Raw genomic sequence first — 14,041 nt, forward strand, 5'->3', positions numbered from 1 at the left:
TATCTATACTCAGTATCTTTGCTTGTCATCTCCATAGAGTAGTACAATTACAAAACTACTTATCTTTTCTAAGTAGTTTTGTAATCATATTTAATGCTACTAAGTCATCCATAAATCCTATTGGAAATACAAAGTCTGGAATAACATCCGTTGATATAACAAAGTAAAGCAGCATACTTCCAGTCAATAAATATTTTTTTATTCCTAATTTTCCTGTACAAAATTCAGCATACATGTCCCTCAGTCTATCTGTAAATTGTCCTTGTTTTTCTATAGAATCTATTTTTTTACTAAAACTATCAAAAAGTAATTTTTTCCCTTCATCTGTTTGAACATATAATTCACATTTACTTAACTCTTTCTCAATATTTCCGTTGAAATTTTTATCATTAATTAAATTTGCAAATCCAAGTACATCATCAAAGTTACTAAAATCGCTATCTATATTAAAAATTTGTTTATTATTACTGTTTTTAAACTCATATCCCGATGCTTTTAATAACTCTTCTAAATTTACATTTAAGTGTATTGCAATCTTTTCTAGGTGATTTATATTCGGTTTTTGTTTATTATTTGCTATGCGAGATATAGTAGATTTATCAATTCCGCTTTTTTTACTCAACGCTCCCATTGATATTGATTTTTCTTTTAATAATGCCTTCAATAGATTACCAAAACTCTCAATCTCAATATGTTGCTCCATTATTTTCACCTGCTTTATTAGGTTTGATTTTATATTATATAATATGAATTTTTTGTTTTTTAGGTGTTACAAAATGTTGAAATTCTATCAACACTCTATTGGTTTATCTGTAACAATTTATCTCTTTTTACAATACTATAACTATATAAGTATAAAATTTAAGAGAAAGGATGTTAATCTACTGTGATTGAATCAATTTTATTAGTAACTTCTCTTTGTATAGATGCCTTTGTAACAAGTTTTGGATATGGCGTAAATAAAGTTAAAGTTCCTTTATATTCAAATATGATTATTAGTGTGGTTTCTTCAGCAATTTTGGCAATATCACTTTTTGCAGGTACAATAGCTAGAGACTTCTTACCTCAAAATATAACAATGTTGATATGCTTTTTAATTTTATTTTTATTAGGAAGTTCTCGATTAGTTGAGAGTTTCTTTAAATCTTATTTCAAAAAAAAATCCATACATTCAAAAGATTATAATTTTAATATGCTAGACCTTAAGTTAAATTTTAATGTTAGTGTTGAACCTGACACTTTAGATACAAATAAATCTAAAATTCTTAAACCTGCTGAAGCATTTACACTTGCACTTGCTTTAAGCTTAGATGGATTAGCTATTGGATTTGGAAGTGGTCTTGTAGGTGTAAATTATATACAAGTTATCTTATTTTCTCTAATTTCAAATATATTAGCAGTATCATTTGGTTGTTTACTAGGAAATGTATTTGTTAAAAATATAAATCTAAATTTATCTTGGTTAAGCGGTTTGATTTTACTAATTATTGGATTTATGAAAATATGTTAACAAAAAGGCTATCTTAAAATTTTATTTTAGATAGCCTTTTTATATATATTTTAAATGATAAAAATTTCTACTTAAATTTAATTATTATATTAGATGAAAATTTACAATCAAATACATTTACTGAACTACAAACTTCTCTTATTGCATATTGAGTTTAATATATCCAAGCTGAACTCCCTTTGTGACAGCTTCTAATGAAGAAGATACATTTAGTTTATCAAAAATGTTTTGGATATGATTAGATACTGTTCGCTCACTTAAGTATAATTGAGTTGCTATATCTTTTCTCTTAACTCCATTATATAGAAATTGCAATATTAATTTTTCTCTATGTGTTAGCTCTTCAATATATTTTATTTCATTGGGAAAATAATTATATCCATTTTGAATCTGATTTAATATTTCAATAAATTTATCTGGCTCGATATTTTTATTTATAAAACCTTTTGCACCCATTTTTTGAGCTTCATACTTATATACAGGCAAATCATAACCCGTTAACATGACTATTTTTACTTTAGGTATTATTCTTATAATGTCTTTTGCTAGAGACAACCCATCATTGTCAATTTTTCCTAAATTAATATCAATAAGAATTATATCTGGTTTTTCATTTTTAATTATTGAAATTACCTGGGAAATATCTTTAATATAAATAAATTTTTCTATTTCAGTATAATCTTCTAATGCAATTTCTAAGCTTTTTGCAAATAACACATGGTCATCTATTAATAAAATATTTATAATAATTCTCTCCTTCCATAGGAATTTTTACAACAATACTAAACCCAGAAGCTGTCTTATCAATATTAAAAACACCATTTAATCTGTGTAATTGTTCTTGAATAGAAGATAGCCCATTATTTTGATATCTTATTAAATCATATTCACTTTCCACTCCCACTCCGTTATCTAATACTGAAAGAATTATATCTTTATTTTTTTGAATTAGTGAAATTTCCATTTTAGAGCAATTTGAATGTTTAAAAGCATTTGTTACTAGCTCTTTTAATATACGGTATATAATAAAATTATATGGTTCAGCCAAAAATATATTATCTTCACATGTAAAACAAATTTCTATATTTTTAGATAAATAATTACCTCTAACCATAACAAACATATTTTCTATATTTTCTTTTAATGTAAGTGTTTTTAACAATATTGGATGATAATCCTGCATTTGATTGCGAATAGATAGATTTAATTTTTCTAATGTACTTACGATTATATATTTTACATCTGGATTTTCAGATTTTTTCATCATATTTTTAATTGACAGTAAATCTTGTAATACTTCATCATGTAGATAATTAGAAAAATCCTTTTTAAGCTCTTCCTCTTTATATATCTGCATTAGATTATTTATTAAGTTGCTTTCTTGCACACTAAATTTTTTTACTGAATTTTTATTATATATGATATCATCAATGTTTGTGTAAATTAAAATAAAGTAAAGTAGAGTAAACCAAAATATACAATGTATTATTATAAAATACGTAATTATATTAAGGTCTAATAGTTTTCCAATTCCAACGAAAAATACACTTATTAAAGAAATAAAAATCAATCTTTTCTTACCATTTAGCATAGTATTTTGTTTTATATAACCTTTATCTTTTATAGCAATATTATGGATACTAAATATGGCTAATGATATAATTAAATACATTCCTAGATTCTCAACATATTCCTGTTTTTTAGAAAAAACTATAGCATATACAAGGAATATAAACAATAAAATAGCTGAATATATAAAATTTCTTTTCTCACACTTTAAAACAAGTATCACAGTTTTTTTATATAAGACTATTAAGAATATAAAGCTTATCAAACTTATAATTATTTGTAATAAATAAAGTAGTGCAAACAGATGATTATCAATAAATTTTGAAACGACTGTCAAAGCACACATAAGTTTCAATATAAATTCTAAGCCTTTCTGGTAGTTGTATTTGTAATCTTGAAAGAAAAATACAAATAAAAATCTTACACTTTCAAAAACAATAATCGGACTTAGGAAAAAAATTAATTCAGAAGATATTTTACTATTATCAAATAAAAATAAAAAATACCAAGAAAGCAAAACAAGCAAGTTTGTAAATTGTACGAGCACTCTATTTTGTTTCAAGTTAATTAATTCAATGTACATTATATCAACAACTATAATAGATACAAGTAAGAGAGTGAAAATGGAAATACTTTTAATATTTTTATTATTAAAAAATTCATAAATTAGAAATAATATTATCAATAATTGATTTATTAATATGAAAATCTTTCTTTTATTATAACTGACTTTGAACATATTAACTCCTTTCTGATAATTAATTATATGATAACATTACATAACTTGTAAATTAATTTATATACAAGATGCTTATCTTCTATTTTCCAAATATTTTATAAAATTTTTAATGCTATTTTTTAAGCACTATTTTATAACATGAATACTTTGTTAAAATGTAATATCCTATATATACTAGTGTAAATATGACACTTGCAAATACTATTGGAATTATTATAGGTGTATTATTTCCTAATATGTTATCTATTAAAGCAGATTTGTAAGCAATTAATCCAAATATACTATGTGCCATTCCTAATACATATGGTATCGAAAAAAACACTAAAATCTGATTCTTAATTATTTTCTTTATATTTTTTTGACTATATCCTATTTTACTCAATATATTAAAACTATTTCTATCATAAATGGCATTAGAAATACTGTGAAAATACAGCATACTTCCTGTAGCAATAAAAAATATAACAGAAAGAAAGCTAATCAATAAAAAAGTTGAACTACTCTCATGCACAATTTCAAATTTTCTTTGATAAGCACTTATAAAATATGGATTATTCTTTAATAAATTTTTAAGTTTTTCATAAATTTCTTTATTATCTCTCATATCTTTTCCATCAATACTTATAATAGAATTTCTTGATAGATTATTGTATCTAGATATTTCATTATATAATTTATCCGACACTATTAATGTTCCAATACTATTTGAAAAACTAATTGGATTATCTAATGTAGTATCCTTTATAACCACATCTACCTTTTTATCTGAATATAAATCTAAGTTAAGGATTTTCCCTTTATCCACATTCTCTTCACTTGGTCTATATTTTACTAATACACTTTCATTATAATTCAGAGGTTTTAAATCAAATGTTTTCCCTTGTTGTTTAATTAATTCTATATAATCAGACTCTGATATACAGTCAAATCCAGAGATTCTTCCTTTGTCTTTGCCAATAGAATATTCAATCGGTAAATTTTTTGATGAAGAATTTACTTTTATAATATTTGTTTCTCTGTATTTAAGGTTTTCTATTAATTCATAATCTCTTACAGCATTAATAATTTTATCAACATTACTTTTTTCTTCTAACTTAAACTCAATAGCAGAAGGTACTATACGAGAAACTGCTACTACAGGATAATAAATTGATAAAACAGTTGACGCAAATATACATAATGTTCCTGCTGACAACAAAGTTAATAAAATTAATGTTTTTGCATTAGAACGTATGGAGTAAATAAACTTAGGAATTGTAATAATCTGTATTTCTCTATAAAAATGATTTTTTTTAGTTTTTAATATTCTAATAATATAAGGTAAAAATGAATTTATAAAAAAAACAGTTCCAACAACTACGCAAAGTAAGGTCAATATAGCAATTGGAGAAAAACCAATACTATACCAAACAGAATCCTTTCCTCTAGTCATATCAAAAGCTAGTACATATCCTAATACAAGCATAAAAATACCTATAAAAGCTATCAAAGGTCTTATTATAATCTGTTTTTCTTCGTTTCGTTCTATTTTGACTAAATTAAGAAGAGAATTTCTTCGAATCAATTTCCAATTTGAAAAATATAGTACAAGTAATATAACAATTAAAAATAATATACTAGAAATAACAGCATTTACATTGAAAAAAGGTATCTTTGAACTATCTACATTTAAATTTAATGAATGCACAATTACATGTATAATAAACTTATGTAATAATGAACCAGCTAAAACACCTATAATAAAAGCAATCATGCAAATAAATATATTTTCAATCATAACTAATTTTAATATACTTGATTTTCTATATCCCATCAAGGTGTATATGCCAAGCTCTCTCATTCTACGTCTTATAAAAAATCTATTTGAGTAAAGCATATAGAATAATACAAATGAAATTATAAAAATTGAAATAGTTTTTGTCATAGTTTCTACTCTTCCATCTGATGAAATTTTATTCATTATAATATCATTCACAGAAAAAGATACAAAACTAAAAAATATCATGAGTATAAAAGCTACAGAAAACAAATATAATGAATAAAACGAAAAGTTTTTCTTGAGATTCTTTTTAGCAATGTTATATATATTCATTTTTACTATCTCCTTTTAATGTATACTAATATATTTCTTCTAGTTTACTGGTCTTGCTAACTATAGCTTCAAAGAAATCTTTATGATTTTTTTCATTTTTTTGAAGTTCATCTATAATTTGACCATCCCTAAAAATCAAAATTCTACTACAAAAACTAGCTACATAAGCATCATGTGTTACCATCAATATAGTAGTTTTTAATTCTCGATTTACATCACTTAGTGTTTTTAGTAACTCATTTGCTGATACTGAGTCAAGTGCTCCAGTTGGCTCATCTGCAAGTATTATAGATGGTTTTTTTATAATAGCTCTTGCTGCAGCAACCCTTTGACATTGACCACCAGATAACTCATTTGGATACTTATACAAAGTTGAATCTATTCCAAAACGTTTTGTCAATAACTTGATAGAATCTTCGATTTCACTTGCTTGCATATGTTTTAAAGTAAGTGGTACAGCTATATTTTCAAAAACATTCAAACTATCAATCAAAAAGTATTCTTGAAATATAAATCCAATATTATCCTTTATAAAATCCGCAGTAGAGTTATTATTTAATTCTTTTAAATTTACACCATTAATTATTATCTCACCACTATTTACACTATCTATTGTAGATAATACATTTAGTAAAGTTGTTTTTCCAGAACCTGATGCTCCCATAATTCCAACAAATTCACCAGAATTTACCTCGAATGAAACATGATTCAAACTTGGTTTTTTATTTTTACTGTAAGTCTTTGTTACATCTTTTACAGATAATAGAACATCCATATTTATACCTCCTTTAATATTATTTCATCTATGTTTAAAGTATAAATTTTTACACACAAAAAAACATGAGTAAAATACGCAAAAATAATCGCATTTATTACTCATGTTTTGTAAAATAATTATTTACATTTTAAATAGTCATTTATGTTTTTTACATTTGTTTTCTATTTTCTCTAATTTCTCTTTGAATCTGTTTAAGAGCTTTTTTTGAACCTCTATGAATGTCTTTTTCTAATTTTCTATCTTTAAAACTAGTAAACAATGAATTTAAATCATATCCTTCTGGATATAACTCTTCTGCTTTTATACTAAGTTCTAATCTTTTTATATTTACTAAAACAAAATTGTCTTTAAATAATATTTCTACATTATTAAATTTGTCTCTAGGTTTATACACAACTCCAAAGTCATTTTCATCCAATAATTTTACTTTATCACCTGTATTATACTCTGTATAATTGGAAATAAATTCAACATTATCTTTATTTTCAGTATGGGATTTTAATTTACTTCTCTTAACTAAATCTAAATTGTAGTTTCTATCAGTTATATATTCTTTAGCTCTACTTAATACCTTATTTTTTATTCCCATCTTTTTAGAAATAAAAAGAGCATTACTATCTTCAGATTTTCCTATTGTTAATTTATATAATGGTTCTAAAGTTTCTTTATCAAACATCATACCTGCATTTTCAAATTCTGGATGCAAATTAGCAAACTTTTTTATTTCGCCATAATGAGTTGATGCTATTGTTATACATCCCATACTATAAAACTCTTCTAGCAATGATATTGCTAGTCCTGCTCCTTCATTGGGTTCAGTTCCACTACCTATCTCATCAAATAGAACAAGTGTAGAATTATTTGATGAGTCCATAATTTCTGCAATATTTTTTATGTGTGATGAAAAAGTACTTAGAGCATTTTCAATACTTTGATTATCTCCTATATCTACAAACACTTTTTCAAATACACTTAGTTCGCTGTCTTCTTTAGCAGAAATATCAAAACCACATTGAACCATCAAAGTTAATAGACCAACAGTCTTAAGAGTTACAGTTTTTCCACCTGCATTAGGTCCTGTTATTACAAGACTTCTATAACTTTTACCTATTTCAAAATCTAAAGGTACCACATCTCCTGTTAAAAGTGGGTGCTTACCTTTGATTATTTTTATATATCCATTGTTGTTTATTCTTGGAGTAATACCATTTATTTTTTGACTATATTTAGCTTTTGCAAATACCATATCATATTCAGAAAGTATTTCTATATTTAACTTTATCTGAGTTATTTTATCAAATATAAGCTCTGTTAAATAAGATAATATCTTATATTCTTCAATAGTCTCGTCAGCTTTTAACATAGTCAATTCTGTACTTAAATTTGACACACTTATTGGTTCAACGAATACAGTATTTCCTTTTGATGAAGTATCTAATATAGTACCATCAACTTCATTTTTATAAGAAGATTTAATTGGTATTACATATCTATCATTTCTTTTACTTATTATAAACTCTTGTATATACTTTTTGTTTATACTTGATGTTATAAACTTATTTAATCTATCTTTTATTTTTCCTTCTGTAACTTCTATATTTCTTCTTACCTTTTTTAATTCTTTACTGGCATTAGAATCAACTTTATTTGATTTTATGCAGTAGTTTATCTCTTCCTCTATGTTTTTGCATTCTGTTATATTTAAAGCATAAGAACTTAATGTAGGCGAATAAAATTCTTTGTCTAACATAAAAGCTTTCATCTTCCTACAACCTCTTAAAAAATCCTCTATATTTACAAGTTCAATAGGTTCTATTATCATTCCTTTTTCAATTTTATCTATTGTAGAACCTGCATTAAACAACCCTTCAAGTGGTATATGATTACTATTTTCAATTATTTTTCTAGCTTCTTTATTTTCTTTTAATTTCCTTCTTACTACTTCAATATTACCACTAGGAGTTAATTTGTCTATTAAATTTCTTCCAAGTGAACTTACACAATGTATTTTTATTAATTCTTTAACCTCATTTAGTTGTAGTCTTTCAATTGTATTACTATTCATTATTTTACTTTCTCCTTTATTTATAAGTCATGAATTTTAAATAACTATTTCACTTATTTTTATAATAATTATTTGTAATCGACTTAATAAATAAGGAATTATTGTTCATTAAACTCCTTATTTATTAAGAAGTCTAACCCCGGACTCACTAATGTTAGTATTCTTTTTCATAAAACACTGCTCCTTTTCTATTTTTACTTAACTATTTTAGTCACTTTAACATTATTTCATAAATTATATCCTAGTGTCAATATAAATAAATTTATTTATCTTTTAACATAATAAAACACCTATAATACTCACTATTAAAATAAAAATAATGTTTATTCTTTCATTTATACCCAACATTTCTTACAGAATGTAATTTTATAAAAATTACATATTATGAAGTTAAGCTTTTTAAATTATTAACCCTAACAAAAAACAAAAAAATAACTGATAGTATCAAAGCATTCTTAATATGCTTTAATAAAATCAGTTATTTATAATTTAATATAATTTTTAAAATTACCCTTTATAAGTAATTAGTGGTTTCATAGTTGCCACTACTTGAATAAGCTTATATTCTATCAAACTTTCAATAATTTGTTCTATATTTTTATATGCTTCTGGAGCCTCTTGAAATAACAAGTTTATATCATTACATAGAATATGACTTTTAAATTTTGTTTGTTTTATAGTATCTTTATTATACTTGTTTTTAAGACGAGATTTACAAATTGAACGAGACCATTTTCTACCAGCTCCATGTGATAGAGAATATAAAGACAGTTCTGTATTTTCAGTAGGCATAACTATATATGATAGACTTCCTCTTGAACCAGGTATAATTACAGCTCCTCTTTCACTTGAAACAGCACCTTTTCTATGTATGAATTTATCTTCCCTTTTTTCTATAAAATTATGATTTATAGACAATATTTTTTCAATATCTCTAGATATACCTATTGATTGCATGATTTTTTTACTAACAATTTCACGATTACGCTCTGACCAGATTAAAGCTTTATCATGATTTATCATATAATCTCTTTCTTTTTCACTTCCAACTTCAATACCATTTTTATTATAAAATTTTTTAAGTATGGTTTCTCCGTAATTTCTTGACCCACAATGAACTAACATCATTATGTCATCAGATGAAAATCTTAATAGTTCAAATTTTTCTTTATTGTGAATTTTATTTACACATTGAAATTCTATAAAATGATTTCCACTTCCAATAGTCCCCAAATTTGATATTGGGCATTCCTCTTCATATGGATTTATTATTTTTATATCAGATAAATCTTTAATTTCATAAAGACGTTTAATCCATCTATCTTTTTTAAATTTCTTTTTGGAAATTCCAGTTTTAAATAAAGTCATGCCACAACCTATATCATTTCCAATTATATGTGGATAGATAATATCTTTGGTTTCAACTGCTAGGCCCACAGGTATTTTACCTGCATGTAAATCAGGCAATCCTACTATTCTTAAAACTCCATTCAATTTTAAAATATCTTCAAGTTGTTTCTTTGCTATATCTTCAATCCAACACTTGTTACTTGCTATTATTTTTATTTCACTCATACTTTGCTCCTTTTTAATATACTCCTGCCTTTAAAAAGTAGCAAAAAGCTGTGACTTTTAGCCACAGCTTTTTTATTTTAAACTACAAAAGCAGGTGGCTATTTGTTAAAATACTCTTAAACGTTTAACACCTCATTATTTTTTGCTAACATAATAACCACTTCCTCTCATAATTAAAACAATACTAAAATTTTAATCTATATGTATATTATTTATAGACATTTATTTTAAAATGTACAATATATAATTTTTATATTATAGAACCTATAATAATCATTGAAATCATAACTATAGCTAAGCCAGCAACAACAATTTTTTTATGTAATTTTCTTCTCACTTTACTTTTATCTTCTTTTCTAACCTGAACAATTTTTTTTGGTTCTTCTTCTAATTTATCTTCAACCTCTATATATGCTTTTTCATACATTACCTTACTAAGGTCAACAATAATATCATTAGCTCTAGTATATTTATTATTTCTACCAAGCAGTCTTTTTATAACATTTATAAGTTCTATGTTGCCATTAATTGCTCTTATACTATTCCAATCTAGCCCTTTATCAATCAATTGTAACATTTTTTCTTCTGAATTTGCTTCTCCAAAAGGTAATTTCTTAAATATAGACTCAAATAAAATAAGACCTGTTGCGAAAAAATCACTCTCTCTATCAGTATAGTTTATACATAGTTGATGTGGACATAAATATCTTCTATTTCCATAGCTTCTTGTATTAACCCCATTATTTGCTTTTGTAATTCCAAAATCACAAATTTTAATATTATATTCTGTATTCACCATTATACTACTTGACTTTAAACTGCCATGATATGAATAATTTCTATGTATCATTTCTAAAGCTTTTAAAACTTGTATCATTATATTTATAATTGCTTCTAGATGAAGATAATTACCTAGAATTAATTCATCTAGGCCAATACCATCAAAGTCTTCACTTACAATATAATATAATGTTGTTTCTTCTGTGCAATGAATCCCAACATCAATTATTTTTAGTATGTAAGGAGAGTTTATTTCATCTAAAGCAGTACTTTCATCAATTAAATTTGATACAAAATCTTCACAAATATAGTTATTGTGTTTTATAACTTTTATTAACACATTTTTTCTGTAAAAAACATCCCTAGCTTTATAGATTTTGTTAATTTCTAAAACGTCATCAGAATTTACTACCTCATACCTATTGCCTATAAAATTCAACCCTGTCACCTCCTCATACATTTTATATAACTAAATCTATTTATAATTATACCAATATATAGGAATATTTTCTATATATTAATGATTCTAATATCAAAACGACAATTAGTAAGTCTACTCTTATACAAAAAACAAGAGAGTTATCAACTCTCTTGTTTTTTGTATCAATTCAATATTAAGCTAAAAAATAATCTATTTTTTCAATTCTTTATAAGAACTATTTGATATATGTTCTCTTTTTATGACTTTTCCATTTGAGTCTTTATACACCCTATATGTAGAATATTTATCTTTTCCAGTGTTTTTTACTTCTATAGATATATTTGGTTTATCACCAGAATTGCCATATACTATAGATGATACACTTCCTCCACCTGCATAATTTTTAATATATACAGGATGGTTATATGGATTTTTAAATTTTAAATTTAATCCTCCATCACTTACCGTAGCATCTCTACCTCTTGGTACATAAGTAGATGCAGATGAGTGGTTTGTAACTTGTGTTATTTCCATACCTGAAAGAAGAGCTGCATTATAAACTGTTGAAGATGTTTGACAAACACCTCCACCTGCTGATTGCTCTAATTTTCCATAAACTATAACTGGTGCATCTTTGTAACCATTAGCTTTATTGCTAGGCCCTGTAAGCTTATTATATGAAAATTCTTCACCTGGCATTAGTAAAACATCACTAGTTTTTCTTGCTGACAATGCCACATTATATGCTCTACCTGATACAGATTGAGAATATGTTGTTGAATATTGACCTATAACAGAATTCACAGATTTTACTTGTTCTGTCGTTATATCTGGTTTTTGAAGGTTTACTTTTAGTTCTAAAGGCTTATGCTCTTTATTTTTTATCATGTTGTATATAGATTCTTTATTTGATGCCAAGTCAAATTCTCTACCTATAACAGACTCTGTGTAATTTAATCCACCACTTCCAACACTAACTGAAGCATTTTTCATTTTAACGTTGATGCTATCTGCTACTGAAGATACTTGAGCACTAAGTTTTGCCTCATCATATCCAGATTCTATTTTCAGGGATAGCTTATTTATTCTTATATCAATATACTTCTTTAAGTTTTGAAAGTAAGAACCTTTTTTTGTACTCTCATAAGCATTTTTTACAACTTCTTCTGTGTTATATTTTAAATCAATATCATTTGGAGATATTTTATAATCTTTTCCATCATAAGTAAGATTCAGGTCTTCTGGAGTATACTTATCTGTTACAGCTTTTAATGCTTCTTCTTTGCTCATATCGGATACATTTATATCTTCTATATATACATTTTTAGCTATTTTCCCATTATATAGAAATTTGTTGTTAAAAAAATAAGTAGACACACCAATCGCTACAGCTAAAACTGCTAACACTATTATAAAATTTCGTTTTTTTTCTTTTCCTAATTTTGAAACCCTTGTTGTACTTCTGCTCATAAATTCACCTCATTTTAACACTAACTTAATTTATCTTAATTTTGCTTATTAAAGTTTCCCTTTCAAAACTACTTTAGATTATATTTGAATAGCTTTTTTTAAACAAGGCATTTAAGCAAATGTAACTTTATTGTAAATTTATGTCTTATAATTAGATTTCTTTTTGACACTTTTTAATTATATTTTTTTAATTATACCTTAATAAAAAATTTACTCTTTATTTACGAATATTGATTAAGTTACATTAAAAATCAAATATATCCTATTACTGGATAATGGTCTGATAAATAAATCTTCTCTACTATATATCCTTTTAGTTCAGTTTTTCTATCAACAAAAATATAATCTATCCTAGAATTTGACTTTTCAAAGGTTGCAAACTGAGATTTATTTAGACAAACAGCCATATCACTAAACATATCTAAAGAGATATTTTTTTCATTGAAATCACCACATAAAACAACAGCTCCTACTAATCTATTTCTATAGTCTATTATTTCATCCAGTTGCTTTGCTCTCTCTTCTCTATCTAAACCTAAGTGAACATTTATAATATTTATAATTCTTCCATAATCATCTACAGTTATACAAAGTGCTCCTCGCTGTTCTTTTTTACTAGTTAAAAAAAAATGATTATTGTTTAATATTTTTAATTTTGTAAATGTACAAATTCCATATAGCATATTTACCTTTTTTACATTTGTAGCAAATACACCATCCATATTTAAAACAGCCTTTAAAGCTAAAAATTGAGGGTATAGTACTTCCTGCAAACAAACTACATCACAATTTAAGTTCTTTAAATATATTCCCATTTTAGATAATGTCAATTTATTATTTGAATCCATACCTTTATGAATATTGTAGGTTACTATTTTCATTAATATCACCTCTTATGCAGTATTATGCCCTTGAGATTTAAACTCATTTATTTTTTAGTTTATAAAACACTGTACTGCTTTCTAAAACTCAAGTAATCACAGATTTTATCACAAAAAACCTAACTTAAGTATTTATATTCTACATAAGTTAGGTTTTACAA

At 25.1% G+C, this 14,041-nt stretch carries 11 protein-coding genes; 1 reads left to right on the top strand and 10 read right to left on the bottom strand.

Annotation, left to right across the window (positions count from 1 at the left end):
* Positions 1-55 precede the first annotated feature (55 nt).
* Entirely contained in the window at positions 56-703 is a 648-nt protein-coding gene (locus tag IC758_RS11380; protein WP_227860426.1) for a helix-turn-helix domain-containing protein, read from the bottom strand.
* Positions 704-886: 183 nt separating this feature from the next.
* On the opposite strand from IC758_RS11380, the gene ytaF reads away from it, so the two are divergent.
* A complete protein-coding gene (gene ytaF / locus IC758_RS11385; protein WP_227482547.1) occupies positions 887-1,510 on the top strand; it encodes a sporulation membrane protein YtaF in 624 nt (207 codons plus the stop codon).
* Positions 1,511-1,648: 138 nt separating this feature from the next.
* Here ytaF and IC758_RS11390 read toward each other — a convergent pair whose 3' ends face one another.
* The 9 genes from IC758_RS11390 to IC758_RS11430 form a co-directional block, all read right to left on the bottom strand.
* The gene (locus IC758_RS11390; RefSeq protein ID WP_255606521.1) at positions 1,649-2,227 is read right to left on the bottom strand and encodes a response regulator transcription factor; all 579 of its coding nucleotides are present in this window, start codon (positions 2,225-2,227) and stop codon (positions 1,649-1,651) included.
* 4 nt (positions 2,228-2,231) lie between these two features.
* Positions 2,232-3,818, bottom strand: a complete 1,587-nt coding sequence (locus IC758_RS11395) for an ATP-binding protein (protein WP_227860427.1) — start codon at positions 3,816-3,818, stop codon at positions 2,232-2,234.
* Positions 3,819-3,930: 112 nt separating this feature from the next.
* The gene (locus IC758_RS11400; protein WP_227850984.1) at positions 3,931-5,910 is read right to left on the bottom strand and encodes an ABC transporter permease; all 1,980 of its coding nucleotides are present in this window, start codon (positions 5,908-5,910) and stop codon (positions 3,931-3,933) included.
* 25 nt (positions 5,911-5,935) lie between these two features.
* Entirely contained in the window at positions 5,936-6,685 is a 750-nt protein-coding gene (locus IC758_RS11405) for an ABC transporter ATP-binding protein (protein WP_227482544.1), read from the bottom strand.
* A 151-nt stretch (positions 6,686-6,836) separates the two neighbouring features.
* On the bottom strand, positions 6,837-8,753 hold the full coding sequence (locus IC758_RS11410; RefSeq protein ID WP_227482543.1) for an endonuclease MutS2: 1,917 nt from the start codon (positions 8,751-8,753) through the stop codon (positions 6,837-6,839).
* Positions 8,754-9,260: 507 nt separating this feature from the next.
* Positions 9,261-10,328, bottom strand: a complete 1,068-nt coding sequence (locus IC758_RS11415) for an RNA ligase RtcB family protein (protein WP_227482542.1) — start codon at positions 10,326-10,328, stop codon at positions 9,261-9,263.
* 250 nt (positions 10,329-10,578) lie between these two features.
* Positions 10,579-11,556 (bottom strand): protein kinase domain-containing protein, encoded by a 978-nt coding sequence (locus tag IC758_RS11420; protein ID WP_227434801.1) that lies wholly within the window; start codon positions 11,554-11,556, stop codon positions 10,579-10,581.
* Between the two features lie 183 nt (positions 11,557-11,739).
* Entirely contained in the window at positions 11,740-12,999 is a 1,260-nt protein-coding gene (locus IC758_RS11425; RefSeq protein ID WP_227434802.1) for a VanW family protein, read from the bottom strand.
* Between the two features lie 251 nt (positions 13,000-13,250).
* Positions 13,251-13,880 (bottom strand): endonuclease/exonuclease/phosphatase family protein, encoded by a 630-nt coding sequence (locus IC758_RS11430; protein ID WP_227434803.1) that lies wholly within the window; start codon positions 13,878-13,880, stop codon positions 13,251-13,253.
* Positions 13,881-14,041 lie beyond the last annotated feature (161 nt).

The organism is Clostridioides sp. ES-W-0016-02, from assembly GCF_020641035.1.
Taxonomy (GTDB): domain Bacteria; phylum Bacillota; class Clostridia; order Peptostreptococcales; family Peptostreptococcaceae; genus Clostridioides.

Coding starts and splice junctions, on each gene's coding strand:
- IC758_RS11405 (WP_227482544.1), bottom strand. CDS start 6,685: ATGGATGTTCTATTATCTGTAAAAGATGTAACAAAGACTTACAGTAAA.
- IC758_RS11425 (WP_227434802.1), bottom strand. CDS start 12,999: ATGAGCAGAAGTACAACAAGGGTTTCAAAATTAGGAAAAGAAAAAAAA.
- IC758_RS11400 (WP_227850984.1), bottom strand. CDS start 5,910: ATGAATATATATAACATTGCTAAAAAGAATCTCAAGAAAAACTTTTCG.
- IC758_RS11380 (WP_227860426.1), bottom strand. CDS start 703: ATGGAGCAACATATTGAGATTGAGAGTTTTGGTAATCTATTGAAGGCA.
- IC758_RS11430 (WP_227434803.1), bottom strand. CDS start 13,880: ATGAAAATAGTAACCTACAATATTCATAAAGGTATGGATTCAAATAAT.
- IC758_RS11410 (WP_227482543.1), bottom strand. CDS start 8,753: ATGAATAGTAATACAATTGAAAGACTACAACTAAATGAGGTTAAAGAA.
- IC758_RS11395 (WP_227860427.1), bottom strand. CDS start 3,818: ATGTTCAAAGTCAGTTATAATAAAAGAAAGATTTTCATATTAATAAAT.
- IC758_RS11415 (WP_227482542.1), bottom strand. CDS start 10,328: ATGAGTGAAATAAAAATAATAGCAAGTAACAAGTGTTGGATTGAAGAT.